The sequence below is a fragment of the Sphingobacterium multivorum genome (assembly GCF_900457465.1).
GTDB classification, from domain to species: Bacteria; Bacteroidota; Bacteroidia; order Sphingobacteriales; family Sphingobacteriaceae; genus Sphingobacterium; species Sphingobacterium multivorum.
Genome location: NZ_UAUU01000008.1, coordinates 406,359 through 423,021, shown reverse-complemented (window position 1 = coordinate 423,021; position 16,663 = coordinate 406,359). Strand labels below are relative to the sequence as shown.

At 42.4% G+C, this 16,663-nt stretch carries 16 protein-coding genes; 8 read left to right on the top strand and 8 right to left on the bottom strand.

The window, feature by feature from the left end:
* Positions 1–231: 231 nt before the first annotated feature.
* Together DTA23_RS10290 and DTA23_RS10285 are read right to left on the bottom strand one after the other, a co-directional pair.
* Entirely contained in the window at positions 232–2,241 is a 2,010-nt protein-coding gene (locus tag DTA23_RS10290) for a BCCT family transporter (RefSeq protein WP_256603343.1), read from the bottom strand.
* A 74-nt stretch (positions 2,242–2,315) separates the two neighbouring features.
* The gene (locus tag DTA23_RS10285; protein WP_070566538.1) at positions 2,316–3,164 is read right to left on the bottom strand and encodes a mechanosensitive ion channel family protein; all 849 of its coding nucleotides are present in this window, start codon (positions 3,162–3,164) and stop codon (positions 2,316–2,318) included.
* A 259-nt stretch (positions 3,165–3,423) separates the two neighbouring features.
* On the opposite strand from DTA23_RS10285, the gene DTA23_RS10280 reads away from it, so the two are divergent.
* A complete protein-coding gene (locus tag DTA23_RS10280) occupies positions 3,424–4,716 on the top strand; it encodes a TIGR00341 family protein (protein ID WP_112374628.1) in 1,293 nt (430 codons plus the stop codon).
* Between the two features lie 2 nt (positions 4,717–4,718).
* Here the strand turns inward: DTA23_RS10280 and DTA23_RS10275 are convergent, their stop codons facing one another.
* Together DTA23_RS10275 and DTA23_RS10270 are read right to left on the bottom strand one after the other, a co-directional pair.
* Positions 4,719–5,396, bottom strand: a complete 678-nt coding sequence (locus DTA23_RS10275) for a potassium channel family protein (RefSeq protein ID WP_070566542.1) — start codon at positions 5,394–5,396, stop codon at positions 4,719–4,721.
* Positions 5,397–5,468: 72 nt separating this feature from the next.
* Positions 5,469–6,707: a TrkH family potassium uptake protein gene (locus DTA23_RS10270; protein WP_218565360.1), complete on the bottom strand. Its 1,239-nt coding sequence runs from the start codon at positions 6,705–6,707 to the stop codon at positions 5,469–5,471.
* A 381-nt stretch (positions 6,708–7,088) separates the two neighbouring features.
* Here DTA23_RS10270 and DTA23_RS27650 point away from each other — a divergent pair, with 381 nt between their 5' ends.
* The 7 genes from DTA23_RS27650 (at position 7,089) to DTA23_RS10245 (ending at position 13,647) form a co-directional block, all read left to right on the top strand.
* The gene (locus DTA23_RS27650) at positions 7,089–7,235 is read left to right on the top strand and encodes a hypothetical protein (protein WP_218565359.1); all 147 of its coding nucleotides are present in this window, start codon (positions 7,089–7,091) and stop codon (positions 7,233–7,235) included.
* Positions 7,236–7,342: 107 nt separating this feature from the next.
* On the top strand, positions 7,343–7,579 hold the full coding sequence (locus DTA23_RS27645; RefSeq protein WP_502263824.1) for an alanine:cation symporter family protein: 237 nt from the start codon (positions 7,343–7,345) through the stop codon (positions 7,577–7,579).
* Positions 7,561–8,535, top strand: a complete 975-nt coding sequence (locus tag DTA23_RS30880) for an alanine:cation symporter family protein (RefSeq protein ID WP_218565357.1) — start codon at positions 7,561–7,563, stop codon at positions 8,533–8,535. The genes DTA23_RS27645 and DTA23_RS30880 overlap by 19 nt, the downstream gene beginning before the upstream one ends.
* The gene (gene nhaA / locus DTA23_RS10260; protein ID WP_112374627.1) at positions 8,519–9,694 is read left to right on the top strand and encodes a Na+/H+ antiporter NhaA; all 1,176 of its coding nucleotides are present in this window, start codon (positions 8,519–8,521) and stop codon (positions 9,692–9,694) included. The genes DTA23_RS30880 and nhaA overlap by 17 nt, the downstream gene beginning before the upstream one ends.
* A gap of 132 nt (positions 9,695–9,826) precedes the next feature.
* On the top strand, positions 9,827–11,626 hold the full coding sequence (locus DTA23_RS10255; RefSeq protein ID WP_088161367.1) for a chloride channel protein: 1,800 nt from the start codon (positions 9,827–9,829) through the stop codon (positions 11,624–11,626).
* A gap of 272 nt (positions 11,627–11,898) precedes the next feature.
* Positions 11,899–13,005, top strand: coding sequence for a peptide-methionine (R)-S-oxide reductase MsrB (gene msrB, locus DTA23_RS30875; protein ID WP_112374626.1), 1,107 nt, complete (start codon positions 11,899–11,901; stop codon positions 13,003–13,005).
* Between the two features lie 234 nt (positions 13,006–13,239).
* Complete coding sequence (locus DTA23_RS10245; protein ID WP_112374625.1) at positions 13,240–13,647, top strand: DUF6265 family protein; 408 nt, start codon at positions 13,240–13,242, stop codon at positions 13,645–13,647.
* Between the two features lie 29 nt (positions 13,648–13,676).
* On the opposite strand, the gene DTA23_RS10240 is transcribed toward DTA23_RS10245, so the two are convergent.
* From DTA23_RS10240 to DTA23_RS27635, 4 genes are all read right to left on the bottom strand, one after another.
* A complete protein-coding gene (locus tag DTA23_RS10240; protein ID WP_112374624.1) occupies positions 13,677–14,786 on the bottom strand; it encodes a glycoside hydrolase family 88/105 protein in 1,110 nt (369 codons plus the stop codon).
* Positions 14,787–14,900: 114 nt separating this feature from the next.
* Positions 14,901–15,575, bottom strand: coding sequence for a RagB/SusD family nutrient uptake outer membrane protein (locus tag DTA23_RS27640; protein WP_370445081.1), 675 nt, complete (start codon positions 15,573–15,575; stop codon positions 14,901–14,903).
* Complete coding sequence (locus DTA23_RS28920) at positions 15,539–15,991, bottom strand: hypothetical protein (RefSeq protein ID WP_256603331.1); 453 nt, start codon at positions 15,989–15,991, stop codon at positions 15,539–15,541. Before DTA23_RS28920 ends, DTA23_RS27640 begins: the two co-directional genes overlap by 37 nt.
* Before the next feature lie 185 nt (positions 15,992–16,176).
* Positions 16,177–16,584: a RagB/SusD family nutrient uptake outer membrane protein gene (locus DTA23_RS27635; RefSeq protein ID WP_218565356.1), complete on the bottom strand. Its 408-nt coding sequence runs from the start codon at positions 16,582–16,584 to the stop codon at positions 16,177–16,179.
* Positions 16,585–16,663: the final 79 nt, after the last annotated feature.

Here is a 16,663-nt window from a genome sequence, read left to right as displayed (position 1 = left end):
ATGTTACTAAATTAGTAAAATATTCTGACCTATCGAAATTTGCATCTTTCACTTTAAACCCGAAGAAAAACGAACTAAATATCGACTGCTGGCCCGATTTTCGAGCTCTTTCATAAAATTCCTCCCCCAGTAATGGATAGCTTAACGCGGAATAAAAATGGTATTAAGCAGCTTCGATTTGGTTAGGCACAAGCTATCTCACATATTAAGCAATGCGTCGTAGCCTGCTGATCATCTCAGATTTTTGTTGGCATTGCTGCTAATAAACATTTCATTTTTTTCTTCTGAAATTATTTCTAAAAAGCGCTCATAATGCTTCAAAACATCACTTATCAGCTCATTTTTTGTAAAATACTGAATATCATAACCCTCACGAGCATCTCCAAAATAAGATTTCGGAAAATAAGTTTTCTTATCGGCTATATCAGGGAGATTTTCTTCTTCGACGACATAATCGGACACCACTTTAAAATGATTTTTGACCCCATATATAAAATTGTTGATTAGGTCGTGTCGGATTTCAATAGCTATCCGATTTGGTTTATCCAACTCATGAATCTTTGATTCAATACCATTCTCCTTAAACTCAGCCTGCAAATCTTCGAACGCTGCCTTCACTGTACTCCTCATAAATTCATCGACCGACTCACGGCTTTTAAAAGAAACAATCTGTTGCAGGCGATCTTTCCAAAATTCGCCCGACCAGGGCACAGTACTCACCGAAAAATCACGCTCATAATAACTTCGGTCAATCGTCAATGCTTTTACCAAACTGACGCAAAAAAGCAACATGATAATTGAAAATGGCAATGCTGTTATAAGTGTCATAGTTTGTAATGCCTGCAGTCCACCCGTGTTCAATAACATGAGCGCTAAGATGGCCAACAAAGCGCCCCAAAAAACCATTTGCCATTTTGGGGACTTTGGAGCATTCTTGGTAGCAATACTATTCATAACAAATATGCCCGAATCAGCCGAGGTTACAAAAAAGATAATAATAATAAGGATAACCAGATAACTGACAATTTCCGACAAAGGCAAGTAGTCTAAAAATCGAAACATCAAGGCATCTGGATTATCTGCTAAAGAACTCAAAGCGCCTTTAGCGATATTAATATCAAACCACATGGCACTATTTCCAAAAACAGACATCCAGATAAAATTAAATATGGTCGGAATAATAAGTACCGCAGCAATAAATTCACGAATGGTCCGCCCTTTGGAGATTTTAGCAATAAACAGCCCCACATAGGGAGACCATGATATCCACCAGGCCCAGTATAGAATTGTCCAGTTATAAAACCAGGGTAATGTTGCCTCGTCATAAACATGTGTATCAAAAGTCAAACTAAAGAAATTGTTTACATAATTGCCTATTCCTTCTGTAAAACTGCCAATAAGGTAAACTGTAGGTCCAAGGAAAAGAACAAATAGCAACAGAATAATAACAGTTAGTATATTGATATTACTTAATATCTTTACACCTTTATCGACCCCTGACGTGGCAGATAAAACAGCCAACAGCGTTAACACGCCAACAATCATGATCTGATAGGTAAAATTATTATCGGGTACTAGCCCCAGGGTCTGCAAGCCAGCATTTACTTGAACCACTCCGAACCCCAACGTAGTCGTGATACCGAAAAATGTACTGCAAAGTGCAAATACATCAATCGCATTACCCCATTTTCCATTGATTTTGTTTTTCAATAAAGGATAGAAGCAACTACGAAGTGAAAGCGGAAGCCGATAGCGGTATGCAAAATATGATAATGCCAAACCGACCACACCATAAATTGCCCAAGCATGCATACCCCCAATGAAAAAAAGTATACAGCTGCGCATTTTTGGCTCGGTTAATATAGTGATTACCGGCAAAAGCCTCGGTCGAAAAAATGTTGCATCGGCTCTGCGACACTGAAATACATCAATCCGATTCCCATACCTGCAGCAAATAACATAGAAATCCAAGAAAAGAAGGTATATTCTGGCCTTACTGTCGTTACTTCCGAGCTTGATATTACCAAACTTGCTAAACATGAGGTAAACCAGGAAAATGACAAAAAGTGTCACAGCCCAGACATATACCCAATTGAGGTTCACAAAGATAAACTGTTTTATTGTATCTAGAATACTTACTGTCAACGTTGGAAAAAACACCGCTAGCAGGCAAACCCCTATAATGAAGAGCAGGCTTGGAATAATGATTCCTTTATTAAATGTCGATTTTGACAAAATCACTTGAATTAAATTTGGTTTACATTATGGTCTTTCGACCAATCATTACGTTAATCGTATGCATTATTACGCACAAATCATGCATTGCTGCGAATATGGATATCCCTTTGTGGAAATGGTATTTCAATACCAGCTTGATCCAATGCCTCTTTACAATTAATAATCAACTGTTCCTGCATGGTCCAAAAGTTTTCGTTTGACGTGGTGACACGCACCGAAAGATTAATTGCGCTGTCGCCAAGTTCGGTTACCACAACCTGCGGAGCTGGCTCCTTAAAAGCATAATCATTATTTCGAACCACTTCCATCAGAATTTCTTTCGCCTGTTTTAAGTCAGCGTTGTAGGCGACACCAATATCGAACCAAGTGCGGCGTGTGCCCAACTGGGTATAATTTGTAATGCTGCTATTAGACAATACCCCATTTGGAACTACCACTTGCTGATTTTGAGGCGTATTTAATTTGGTATTGAAAATATCAATTTCGGTGACCGTACCCGAAACATTTGAACTGGACGTGATATAATCCCCTACCCGAAAAGGTTTCAATAACAAGATCAGTATTCCACCGGCAAAATTGGATAAAGATCCCTGCAGGGCCAAACCTATGGCTAAACCTGCAGCTCCAATAATGGCAACAAATGCTGAGGTTTGAACGCCCAACTGTGTGACTACAACGATAAATAACAATATATTTAAAATCCAGCTGATCAGATTACTTAAAAAACGCTGCAAGGAGACATCCATCTGCCGGCGTTCGAAAGCCTTATCAATCATGCGCTTGACCAGTCGAATGATCCATGATCCAATTAAATATATCAGTAAAGCTGAAATTACGGCAGTAATAATTCGTGGTGCCCAGGCAATGGCTGAGGAAATAAAATTATTCCAATGTTCCTGGACGTCGTTCAATGCTAAATTGTTCATAGTTATATTTTATTAAAAATGTAAGGCGTAGGGCTTAATATATTTATTTATTGTTATAATCACAAATTAATATACCAATGATTATAATTTCAACAATTAGTTTGCCTAATTGTTTGTTAAAAACCCAAAAACGAAATTTATCTTTTTCAGGTTTGAAAACCTGTAGCTATTATACCACGCTTTTCCAAATAATTTGGTCGTATGCTCTATAAGATAAAGGATGTTTACTATATTCGTTTAAATCTAAGGTGAAAAGTGTATGAATAAAATTTTGAGCTTTTTTGATCTGCATCAAGGTGAAGAAAAAAAGGAGACGGTATTAGAAAACGTCGTTGCAAACATTTCCTTTCGGGGTTCCAATGCTTGGATCTTGGCCTGTGCTATTGTCATAGCTTCTGTGGGCTTAAATGTCAACTCAACAGCAGTAATTATTGGAGCTATGTTGATTTCTCCACTTATGGGCCCTATCGTCGGAGCAGGATTCGCATTAGGAACATTTGATTTTCCTTTGCTTAAAAAATCCATTAAAAATCTACTGATTGCGACAGTCATCAGTCTTGTTGTATCTTTTATCTATTTCCTGCTTAGTCCATTCAAAGAAGCCCAATCCGAATTGCTCGCGCGCACATCTCCAAATATTTATGATGTAATGATTGCCATATTTGGTGGCCTCGTGGGCGTTATAGCCATTACTCGGGTTGACAAAGGCAATCCAATCCCTGGGGTAGCCATTGCAACAGCCCTTATGCCTCCCCTATGTACAGCGGGCTATGGTCTTGCAATTGGCAATTTTGCCTATTTTGCAGGGGCATTGTTTTTGTATATTATCAACTGTGTATTTATCTATATAGCGACTTTTATTATTGTTAAATATTTGCGTTATCCAAAAACTCATTATGTAGATCAGCAACGAGAAAAAAGGATTACGCAAAGCATAACAATTATCACGCTAACGCTCGTCATACCAAGTATATATTTTGCTTACAATCTGCTGCAGGAAAAAAAATACACCAATAAAGTGAAGCAATTTGTACAGCAGGAACTAAGCAACAAAGGGTATACTGTCATTTATGAAAAAATGCAGCTCAACAGTAAACCGAAAAAGCTAGAATTAGCCTTTTTGGCAAAAAAGTTCAGTAGTCAAGAGATAAAATCATTGGAACAAACAATGCATACATTCGGAATTGAAAACACCAAACTTATTATTCACCAAGATAGCCTGGATTTAAAGTCTAGTATTCTTAGCGAAATAGACAAACGTACCGCAGCTGTCAGTGAGAAAGATCTAACGATTCGCGCGTTAAACAACGAACTTACAAAATACCAGGTCGTAAGTCCGGAGCTCGATCGGGATATTAAGGTTCTGTTCCCTGAATTAAATTCATATAGCATGGGAATGCAACAGCATTACGCAAAAACCGATAGCGTGGCAAATCTCATTGCATTTATTTATACTTCCCCCGCCGCGTTAACACAAATCCAACAAGATAAATTGCAAAAATGGCTAAAAAACCACTTTCCAAAAGACAGTGTCGAAATCATTAAAAGATAGCATTAGAGGAACGCTTTGATATGATCGTTGTAGCCATAAATCACCAAAATATCTCCTTCCCGCAATCGCGTATCCGGACGAGGAATACCATGGAGTACTGTGGTTACAACACTTTTTCCAAATGAAGTCTTTTTTTCCGTATTTTTTAATATCGTAAGCACTAATAGTTCATACTTTTCTCGGAAACCGATCTCCTGAATCGTTTGTCCTACATATTTTTTAGGGACGATGGCTTCTACAATCGAATAATTACTATTAAGTTCAAAAGAATCTACAAACCCGGTCATACACAAGCGCTTGGACCACCGTTCTGCAGACTCTTCTTCCGGATGAGCTATCTCTGACACCCCTAGCGCACCTAGTACTTTTTCATGCAGTCTGTTTACGGCCCTACTGATCAGGCGTTTCACGTTAGCCTCTTTACACAAAGCACTGACCATAATATTGGCACCTTCATCCTCACCGATCGCGACGACCACAACATCCGTATTTTTTAACGGTAAAGAGTGAAAAGCCGTTTCGTCGGTTGCGTCCAAACAAATCGTATGTGTAATCTTTTCCTTCAATGCCGTCACTTTAGCGATCTGACGATCAACACCTATTACTTCATTGCCTTGTGCAGTGAGCTTTTCTGCCAGAGAAGCTCCAAAGTTCCCCAATCCTAAAATGATAAATTTCATTCTTGTATGTTCTTTACAAATTATACGTACATCCCTTCCCATAGTTATTAAAACTAATACGGGAACCTTTACCTAATATATTGTCAATTCTTCTTCAGCATATCGATAGTGCGTATAGCGCGCCTTTTTGATAAAAGCGATTAATACCGATAGCATGGTTACTCGTCCAATAAACATCAAAAGAATTAATATGACTTTGCTTCCTTCCGCCAGATCACCTGTAACTCCCAAAGAAAGGCCAACGGTACTGTATGCCGAAAAACATTCAAATGCGATCTCTAACAAAGGCCGATTGCGCTCAAAAAATGAAATTGCGTATACTCCCATCCCTATAATTATAAGCGAGAGAAACATCGTAGCAAAAGCACGCTGAATTGAGATCCCTGCTATTTCGCGTCTAAATATTTCAGTTCGGTCTTTCCCTTTTGCCAAGCTGATCGCATTCAGTATGGCGAGCGCAAATGTACTCGTTTTTATCCCCCCGCCTGTGGAGTTTGGCGATGCTCCTATCCACATTAATAGCATAATAAACAAAATGCTTGAAAAATGCAGCTGTGCAAAATCAATACTGTTGAAGCCTGCCGTTCGCGGTGTTGTCGCCGTTGCGAAAGCTACTACCCATTTTCCTATACCACTATGATCAGCAAAAACATGATTATATTCGGAGATAAAGAGCACCAAAGTCGCAAACGCAGTGATACAAGACGTCGTAATCAGATTGAGCTTGCTGTTAATGGTCATTACCCAAGGACGGTAATAATTTTCCTTCGTTGTCCATTTATGGAACAACCTATTTATCAAGTGTTTGATATATTTAAGTACATTTATAACAATTGGAAATCCTAAACCGCCAAATATATATATACTGGCTACCGCCAGTTGGAACCCATAATTATAATAAACCTGTTGATGCATCAGGCCATTTGACAACGTCGAAAAACCAGCGTTGCAGAACGAAGACACCGAATGAAATACAGCAATAAAAATGCGTTCGGCAGTACCTGCCCCGTTAAAACCATCCATAGTCCAAAAGATGACGGCAGCACCGACAGCTTCTATTCCGAATGTAATTGCGATCGTGCGCTTGAGTAAAGTAAATACTTCACCCAGTCGTTGCGTGTTCGAGAAATCCCGTATGGCAAGCTGATTTTCATAACTGCTTCCCCCTTTTAAAAAATAGGCGAAAAGACCAGCAAAAGATAGTATTCCTATTCCACCAGCTTGAATCAGCAATAAAATTAAAAACTTGGCCCCAGCCAGTGAAATGGGTAGCTGTGTCAACAACAACAAGCCCTGTAACACAAACTGCACTCGTTGCAGTGGAAAAGCGAATCAGTCCAGGAGATTGGTTTATTAAGGGCAATGGGAAGTTTCAACAACATAGTTCCCATAACAATCCAATGCCAAGGAAACTAAAGATGAACAATTGCGCCGGATTATAGAATCGTTTTTTGATCAAAATATTTTAAGGTATACCGGTAAAATTAAAAAAAATAAATTATCCGGCGCAAGCCGGAAACAATATAAAAATTTTCAATAGCAAAAATATTCCTTGTAGATGCGGCAAAGGACACATATAAATTATACGTATTAGATATTTAAAATACATAAACAAAATCTATTCGATATTTTAAAGCAGCCTTGGCTGGTTTTCCCTACTTTTAGCCCAGCCTACGAATTCAATGATACAACATGGACGTAATAATCAATAAAATTTATGATATCATCTGGAGTGATGCACTTGTCTACCTCTGTCTACTGACGGGCATCTACTTTACGGTACGATTTTCGCTGCCCGCAGCTTATGCAGATAAGAGAAATGGTGCGATTGCTATTTAATGGAAGCAGTTCCGACAAAGGCATCTCTTCGTTTCAGGCCTTTTCGCTTGCTATTTCGGGGCGCGTTGGCACAGGCAAATATCGCTGGCGTCGCTACAGCGATTGCTATGGGCGGCCCAGGAGCTATTTTTTGGATGTGGGTAATTGCGTTTTTAGGCAGTGCGTCGGCCATTGTCGAAGCTACCCTTGGTCAGATGTACAAGGAGGTAAACGATGGGAATACCGGGGCGGACCTGCATTCTATATCTAAAAGGATTGCGATCCAAGACTTTTGCTTGGACCTTTGCGATTGTGACGATCATCAGTACGGATTTTTATTGCCGGGGTGCAGAGCAACAGTATAGCGCAGCAGTCGAGTCCGCTTTCCATGTGTCGCGAGTATAACCGGATTGGCTATTGCCGGACTATTGGCGATTATTATCATCGTGGAGTAAAGCGGATCAGCACCGTTGCCGAATACGTTGTACCGTTTATGGCGGGCGCCTATATTCTTATGGCTCTAGTTATTATTGCCCTCAATTTTACGGAGATCCGGCGTTATCGCCCTGATAGTAAAATCTGCCTTGAACATGGAAGCTACTTTGCGCAATTGCCGGCATGGCAATTTCATGGGGTGTTAAACGGGGTATCTATAGCAACGAGGCCGGACAGGGCACAGCACACATGCGGCGGCAGCAGCCGAGTATCCCATCCGATCAAGCAAGGCCTGGTACAGGGGTTTTCTGTTTACGTCGACACCATGTTTGTGTGCACCGCAACAGCTTTGATGATTCTCTTTACAGGGCAATATAATGTTGAAAATCCAGCCGGAGGATTTCTCGTCCAACATCTTCCGGCGACGGAAATGGGACCCGCCTTTACCCAACAGGCCGTTTCACATCATTTCCCCAGCATTGGAAATGCTTTCGTCGCGTTGGCGCTGGCCTTTTTTGCGTTCACGACCATTATGGCTTATTACTATATCGCCGAAACCAACATCAGCTTTGTTAGCCGAAAAAAACAACATAAAACCGTGCTTATCTGGATTCTGCGACTGCTTATATTAGTATCCACCTATGTCGGATGTATCAGTACAGCCAAATCTGCCTGGACACTGGGCGACATTGGTGTCGGGCTTATGGCTTGGCTCAACCTGATTGCAATACTCCTGCTTCACAAAAAAGTTGTCGCTATTTATGCAGACTATCGCGAGCAGCAGAAGTCCAAGAAAGACCCTGTATTCGACAATTCCAAATTTCAGTTTCCGAACATGGACCTATGGTCCAAAAACAACATGCAACACCATGAGCCAATTGATTAATCTTACCGTATTTAAAAATTTTTTCAAGTCAAGTAACGCTGGCGGCATTTTATTATTTATCTGCGTCATTTTATCCCTCATCGTAGCCAATACTGCTGCTGGTCCTGGGCTGCAGTCATTTTTAGATACACCTATTGGTTTCGATACTGACACCGTACATTTAAAATATAGCATACTGCTTTGGATCAATGATGGATTAATGGCTATCTTTTTTCTGCTCGTGGGACTGGAGATCAAGCGCGAGATCGTGGAAGGGGAACTCTCCTCGCCCAAACAGGCATCCCTCCCAATCCTCTGCGCTATTGGCGGAGCCATTGTTCCGGCGCTCATCTTTTTAAGCTTCAATTCAGGGCAGGCGACAGCAGGTGGCTGGGGTATACCCATGGCGACAGATATCGCCTTTGCATTAGCCGTAATCGGTATGCTAGGTAACCGGATTCCAGCAAGTTTAAAGGTATTTTTGGCCGCTTTGGCTATCGTGGACGATCTGATCGCCATTTTGGTGATTGCTTTTTTCTATTCTTCAGGTATTGAAACCACCTACTTACTGTATGCCGGGATCGGTATGGTTATTCTGTTTGTCATGAACCGCATGAATATACAAAACCCCTATCTGTATCTGATACCAGGTGTATTTATCTGGTATTTTATTCATCATTCGGGTATACATGCTACTATTGCTGGTGTGATGGTAGCGATGACCATCCCGACCAATGATACAGACCTTGAGTCGCCCTTAGAACGTCTGGAGCATGCGCTTGTCAAGCCTGTCAATTTTTTGATTATCCCCTTATTTGCATTTGCCAATACCAATATCAGCATTGAAAGTGAAATGCTTACAGGATTGGTCGCGCCGATGGGGCTAGGTATTAGCCTTGGCTTATTACTGGGCAAGCCGTTGGGCATTTTAATCATGACTTTTGTCTGCTCTAAACTTGGGATTAGTAGTCTACCGGAAGGAAGCTCATTCAAACATATCCTGGGTGTGGGTTTATTGGCTGGAATTGGCTTTACCATGTCTATATTTATTTCCATCCTGTCCTTCAGCGATGCGCTGCATATCAATGAAGCGAAGTTATCGATTCTGCTGACCTCCCTGCTGGCGGGAATTTTAGGTTATATGGTATTGTCGGTGTTCGGCAAAAAGAGTAGTGTATAAGCCTGTGTATGTAACAATACGTTAGTATTAATACCTACTATAAGACGATACAAACTATTTGCTTCCAATAATGACTATCTTGGCGCACGCTACTTCAGCTGTCCGTAAGTTAGTGTGCTGAATATTTCAAAAATGGCAAATTTTAAAAAGACCTTCTATAAAAAAATAGACCATATCAACCAATGGCGTATGAGAAAAGTTTCTAATCGGAACTTTATCATCATCTTGGCCTTTTTGGTCGGTATTGTTGGCGGACTCATGGCATCCGTTTTAAAAAGACTGACTCATTTTATTGCGACCAGTATTCAGAACGATATTGACTGGAAATTAAAGTATTCTTTGTATCTGGTTTTTCCGTTGATCGGTATTCTGCTGAGTGTATTATTTGTCCGAAAATTTATCAAAGGCAAAAAGATAGAACATGGCATAACACCCATTATCTACGCTATCAGCCGAAAAGGAAGCCGACTGGATCCCAGTAATATTTATTCACAGGTGGTGACTTCAGCGATCACTGTCGGATTTGGAGGTTCCTGTGGTTTGGAGGCTCCCGTTGCCTTGGGCGGATCTTCTATTGGTTCAAACATTGCGCGTTTTTTTGGATTACAATATAAAGAAGTGACCATGCTACTGGCCTGCGGCGCAGCTGCAGGTATTGCTGGCGCATTTAATAGTCCTTTGGCAGGAATGATCTTTGCCATTGAAATTCTGCTACCCGAATTTTCCATCCCTGTGTTTATTCCACTGCTAATTTCCTCTGCAATGGCATCGGTGGTTTCGCGGCTGCTCTACAGTGAACCCCTATTTACGAACTTTAATTCCTACTGGCAGGTATCCGCCTTATTCTTCTACCTGCTAATGGCTGTACTGATAGGCTTATACACCGTATATTTTGCGCGCGTATCTGTCGTTGTCAACCAATGGTTTCGGAAAATCAAAAACCCTTATAACAAGGTATGGGTGAGCGGTGTTGCGCTGGGTCTTATGATCCTGGTATTTCCTGCGCTATACGGCGAGGGCTATCTGACCATACAGCAAATTTTGAATGGGCAGTTCAACGCAATTGTCAAGAATAGTTTATTCTCCGAATACCACAATATGGGTTTCGTAGTATTCGGTTATACCCTATTGACGCTCTTCGGAAAATCATTTGCCGCACTTTTTACCCTGAATGGTGGTGGCAATGGTGGCGTATTCGGCCCAAGTCTGGTTATGGGTGGACTAATGGGCTTTGCATTTTCTTATGGAATCAATCTGACAGGGTTTGCAGAGCTGAACGTTCCTAATTTTGTCGTAGCTGGCATGGCCGGTGCCCTGAGCGGCATCATGCATGCACCTTTAACCGGCATGTTCCTTATTGCAGAGGTGACCGGAGGCTATACATTGATGGTTCCTTTGATGCTTGTCTGTTCGATATCTTACCTTATCAATAGAACAGTGCTCAAACATTCGATCTATACCAAAGTGCTCGCAGAATCGGGAGACCTAATATCTTATGAAGATAAAGACCGTTCCGTATTAAGCATGATGCGCATCAAATACGTTCTGGAAACCAACTTTGTGATTTTACGTCCCGATGAAACCCCTAAATCTAGGCAGCACGATATTATTCATAGCAAACGAAATATATTTCCTATTGTGAGCCATGATGGCAAATTCATCGGGCTGGTCAACAGCGAATATCTATTCTCGATTCTACTTGGCGAATTGGAAGGACTGGAAAGTACCTTTGAAAAACTCGCCCAGAAACCCAATGATATTGTGCTGATAAATGAAAATATGGAATCCGTGATGAACAAAATGAATAAAGAAGATACCTGGATCCTACCTGTGCTCGGACTTGAGAATAAGTATATGGGTTTTGTGTCAAAATCAAGTGTGTTTAATAAATATCGGGCATTGCTAATCCGCCAGGGGCATTATCTCGAATAGGAAACAATAAACATCCATTTAAGTTTAAAAATGGGAAGCACTATCCGTCAACTTTTAGCAACTCAACTATAGATTTCTATCGGTAACTGTATCGTATTGTCTGCTTCAGGTAAAAAAGTACCTCTGTCTAAAAATTCTCCATGGATGTTTATGGAATTCCATCTCTAGACATATCTTACCAATAACGAAGCAAAGATCCTCAATTTTAAATTGATCAAAAACCAATTCGGACCTTTACATCGTATATTAAAAAACAAGAATGGAGAAACGCTATGAAACAGGTATTTTTATTATTATTACTAGGATTAGGCTTATTTATGCTCAGCAAATTTGGCTTTTCACAGAAAACTGGTGATTCCAAAATAATTAAAAAACAAGCTATGAACCCTACTGGCGAGAAAGATCAGGTTATTTATTTTGCAGGGGGATGTTTTTGGGGTACGGAGCATTTTTTTAAGCAGGTCCGTGGGGTGACCGCTACCGAAGTTGGTTATGCCAATGGCAATCTAAAAAACCCAAGCTATGAGCAGGTTTCCACAGGAAAAACGGGCTTTGCGGAGACTGTCAAAGTCACTTACGATCCACAAGTCGTCGACTTAAAACTGCTCGTAGATTTATTCCTAAAGACTATTGACCCGACCTCGCTCAATAAGCAAGGAAACGATATCGGAACACAATATCGTACCGGCATATACTATACAAGCGATTCAGCCGTTCCGGTTATCAAGGAAAGCCTTGCCGAACTGGCCAAAAAATATCCGGCAAAAATAGTTGTTGAACTGGAACCCTTACAAAATTACTACGACGCTGAGACATACCATCAAAAATATCTCGACAAAAACCCAGGTGGCTACTGCCATATTGATCCGGAATTATTCGAGTTGGCACGAAAAGCCAATCCTTCTCCCGCCAAAGATTCATCCGCGCAGCAAACTTATAAAAGGAAAGACCAAAGCACATTAAAAAAAGAACTTACACCACTGCAATATGATGTCACGCAGCATCAGGCAACCGAGCGTGCCTTTGATAACGCATATAATGATGAGTTCAGAGATGGCATTTATGTAGATATTACTACCGGTGAACCACTATTTGTCTCGACCGACAAGTTTGAATCAGGTTGTGGATGGCCCAGCTTTTCCAAACCGATCAATCCAGACTTAGTCGAAGAATTAGCGGATAATTCTCACGGCATGCGCCGCACGGAAGTACGTAGCAAAACTGGCGACGCTCACCTAGGACATGTCTTTGATGACGGCCCTGCTGACAAAGGCGGGCTACGCTATTGCATCAATAGTGCCTCTCTCCAATTTGTGCCTAAAGAAGAAATGAAAGCCAAGGGTTATGCAAAATACTTGCCCTTGCTAGCCAAGAAGTAAATGGTATAGCATAGCTCTTAGCGAAAAACTGATGCAAGTCTGCATCAGTTTTTTTGTGCGCTGCGAGTGCAAATTTTTTATTAAATTTAGTTAATTATCGCCGCATGGTAACCTTTTTAAAGCTTTCACCCAGCGGTAACAGCAATCATTTTTAAGCCTTTGATATAACTCCAGATGATAAAATTATGTAAAGTGCTAGTCCTCTTATCCATTTTCCTTGTTTTTGTACAATGTATGGGCAGTGAACATGACCCTTCGGAGAACTTCGACTGGTTACTGGGCAAATGGCAGCGTACCAACGAAACGCCAGGTAAAAAGACCTTTGAATATTGGGTCAAAATTAACGATGCTGAATATGCAGGCTTGGCCTTTACGCTACACAACAACGATACGGTCAATCAGGAAAAAATGGCGCTGCTGAAATCCGATAGAAACTGGCAATTAAAGGTGAAAACAACCGATGAAAAGGATTTCATCGCCTTTGAAATGACCATGCAGAAAGACGGGCTATTCGAATGCAATAATGACTCCCTACCCTTCCCAAAAAAGATTACCTACTGGCGGGATGGCGAAAAGCTAAAGGCAAATGTAGCCGGCGACAGCCTGCAGATTCCTTTTGAATTCAGCAAAATCAAAAAATAATCTGTTCAAACTGCCAGCCGGTCAAAAACCTAAGGGGTGCTTCCCTCCAGCAATGCATTGATACACCACATATAGGCCGCCTGCCCATGATAATCACCAGTATGGCGAGGGCGGTCATAATAATACTGTTTATCGTTCTTTTTATTGGTACCTACGCAGATTTCCGACACTGCCCCCTGATCGTCCACATATTTTGCAAGCGCCAGCCAAGCCCTGCGGGCAACGGGACCATACTGATTATCACTTAGCCAGCCCTGCTTTACACCCGATATGATCGCATAGGCAAACATCGCCGAACCGGAGGTTTCTGCCCAGCAGTCTGCCTCGTCTATCAACTGATTCCACATACCGCTCTTGCGCTGCTGTTTTTTCAGGCTCTTCATCATCGTCAGGTAGCCCTTTAATATACGGGGTCGACTGGGATGATCCTTCGGAAGCATACGCAGCAATTCAGTCATACCCGCGGCCATCCAACCATTGCCTCGCCCCCAGTAGTAAGGGACATCGGGTGCATGGTAGAACAGTCCGTTTGGACGCTGCAGCTCATCCAGATAAAGTACCATCTCCCGGGCTGCACGGTCCAGGTATTCGGCTTTGCCCGTTGCTTTAAAAGCAGCGGTCTGCACGATCGTGATCATGTACATATCGTCGATCCAGAGACGGGTCTGCCAGGAGTATCCTTTTTCCGCCCAGGCCTTCCCTTCCTGACTGGCATTTTGCGGAAGTTCCCATTGCGTATCGGCATAGGGCAAGCCCAGGTCGAGATAGCTTTTCTCTTTGGTCAGCTGGTAAAGCCGCAAAGGCAGGCTGCCAAACATATTCAAATCGACATGGTTTTTAATAGGCAGCAGCTGCGGCTCACTTACTGTTAATTTGGTGAATCGCTCTTTCATAGCCTGCATCAACTGCTGATCGCCCATTAAATGGGCGTAATTAATGGCTCCCGTCCAATAGAAGGTCTCGGGATAACTGATCCATTTCCCTGCATGCAGCATATGTTTGCCCGCGATAAAGCGGTGTGCAATGCGATGGCCGACCTCCTTGGGATCCGCCCCGGCAGGAAAATTTGCCAGGTCTGTCTGTGCACTTAAAAATTGAACCGGGAGAAACAATAAAAACAAAAAGATTTTCTTGATCATACAAACTGGTTTTTATGTAATTACGAACTGGTTTTATGTTATAAAATACGATGTTCAAAGAAATCCCGAATCGATCTTCTCTAATAAATATCGGTTCGGGACCTATTAAACGGATTATTCTGCTTTGGCTTCATCCGCTAAGGCATCCTCCCATTTATCCCATACTGGAGTAGCAGGATTATAACCGTCGTAGCCGTAATTTTGCTTTAGCTGCCCTTTAATATTGGAGGTAATCGCGACATTGGGAATCGGCCAGTACATATTCTTTTTATCCATCGTGTATTTGATATCGCTTAGTCCAGTGGCATTGACATGAATAATACCTTTATTGTAAAGGCTATAATGCATGATGCGCTGGTACCAGTAACTTCCGCCATTGGCATCTGTACCGCTCTGCTTATCAAAATTGTCCAGATTGTACGCATTTCCCCATTCATCAGGTTTACCACTACGTGCCAAGCAGAGGGACACCCGTTTCAATTCCACGTTGCGCCACTCCTCCCAGTAGAGCTCACGGGCCCTCTCGTTCATAATATCTCCGATGCTTACCGCACCCTGATAAAGCTCGGTACATTTTGCGCGCTGGCGGACGGCATTTAAATCATCTTTTATCGTTCCATCGGCCGGATTAATATAATATTTCGCTTCGGCGCGCAAAAGGTAAGCCTCTGCCAGGCGATAGAGGTACCAGTCGGCGATTCCCCCATTGGTAGCACCCCGTGAACCGTCTGAACCGCTGATATTGGCTTCACTTACAGGATCATCCAAGAAAAATTTATAATGCGGCACATCGTACCAGCGACGAATGGTATCGCTGCAAAGGAGTTTGCCCGTTGCGGATCTTTCAGTGTGACCGGTTTCCCAAAATCTTTGGAAGCTTTGTTGTTCACTTTGTAATCTTCCATCCGTACCCAGTTACCCATCTTTGAACTGTGGCGCAGGTCGCCTTCATCCGGCTTGCCATTGACAGACCATACGCCCTGCGTCTGGAATGATGTAGGGCGGAACGTTGCGATCCCGCGGCCAAAGGCGCGCATATAGTCATATTTTGGATTGTAATCCCCGCTGTTCCGTTTGATGTTCAACAAAGCCTGTTTACCATCGGCAGTCTGTATGCGGCTGTCAAAGACAAAGGGATATAAGATTCGCATGGTCAGCATTTTAACGAAAGACTCCGCATCGGCACCACGGTTGGGCATCCCCATGATCACCTCACGGTTGCTGGCGATCAGCTTGTTTTCGGGCGGTGCATATCCCAGATCACGTTACGTGTGATGGGCCAGGTCTGCGCCTCCCTCCATCGTTAAAGGTTCCGAAGCTTTCGGTCATCAGAGCATAGCCCGACTGGTCAATCAGGATATCCGTCTGCTCTTTGGCTTTCTGATACTCCCTATGGCGAGGTAACATTTTGCCAAAAGCATGCGGCAGCCCCCTTGTTGATCAGGCCGATCAGGTTCATATTTTTCTGATCAGGCACCCATTGTACAGCAAACTCCATATCCTTGGTGATCATCTGCAGAATGGCATCACGCTTGGTGCTCCGGTAATTTTGTTTGGGTACGTCGATGATGGTCGTCACCAAAGGCACATCGCCGTATTCAAAGACCAAGGCCATATAGCGGAAAGCCCGATGGAAATACGCCCGCCCTTTGTAGGCATTCCTATCCTGCTCACTCATGTCTGTACCTGGTCTACATATTTGATAATGGTATTGGCATAACTGATCCCCTTGTAGGTTTCGTCCCACAGATACCAGAGGCTGTTGGACGGTCGAGGTTTTGATGCGTAGAGTTGTCACTTGTCGGGTCAGCATGTTGGCGACATCCGCCAGCATGCTGCGTTTGTCGGTATTACTGGCCACCATCAGTTCGGAAAAG

Excerpts from the sequence above, each read along its gene's own strand:
- msrB (WP_112374626.1), top strand. The coding sequence starts at position 11,899 with ATGAAACAGGTATTTTTATTATTATTACTAGGATTAGGCTTATTTATG.
- DTA23_RS27650 (WP_218565359.1), top strand. The coding sequence starts at position 7,089 with ATGGACGTAATAATCAATAAAATTTATGATATCATCTGGAGTGATGCA.
- DTA23_RS10255 (WP_088161367.1), top strand. The coding sequence starts at position 9,827 with ATGGCAAATTTTAAAAAGACCTTCTATAAAAAAATAGACCATATCAAC.
- DTA23_RS10245 (WP_112374625.1), top strand. The coding sequence starts at position 13,240 with ATGGGCAGTGAACATGACCCTTCGGAGAACTTCGACTGGTTACTGGGC.
- DTA23_RS27645 (WP_502263824.1), top strand. The coding sequence starts at position 7,343 with ATGGGCGGCCCAGGAGCTATTTTTTGGATGTGGGTAATTGCGTTTTTA.
- nhaA (WP_112374627.1), top strand. The coding sequence starts at position 8,519 with ATGAGCCAATTGATTAATCTTACCGTATTTAAAAATTTTTTCAAGTCA.
- DTA23_RS10280 (WP_112374628.1), top strand. The coding sequence starts at position 3,424 with ATGAATAAAATTTTGAGCTTTTTTGATCTGCATCAAGGTGAAGAAAAA.
- DTA23_RS10285 (WP_070566538.1), bottom strand. The coding sequence starts at position 3,164 with ATGAACAATTTAGCATTGAACGACGTCCAGGAACATTGGAATAATTTT.
- DTA23_RS10240 (WP_112374624.1), bottom strand. The coding sequence starts at position 14,786 with ATGATCAAGAAAATCTTTTTGTTTTTATTGTTTCTCCCGGTTCAATTT.
- DTA23_RS10275 (WP_070566542.1), bottom strand. The coding sequence starts at position 5,396 with ATGAAATTTATCATTTTAGGATTGGGGAACTTTGGAGCTTCTCTGGCA.
- DTA23_RS28920 (WP_256603331.1), bottom strand. The coding sequence starts at position 15,991 with ATGGGGATGCCCAACCGTGGTGCCGATGCGGAGTCTTTCGTTAAAATG.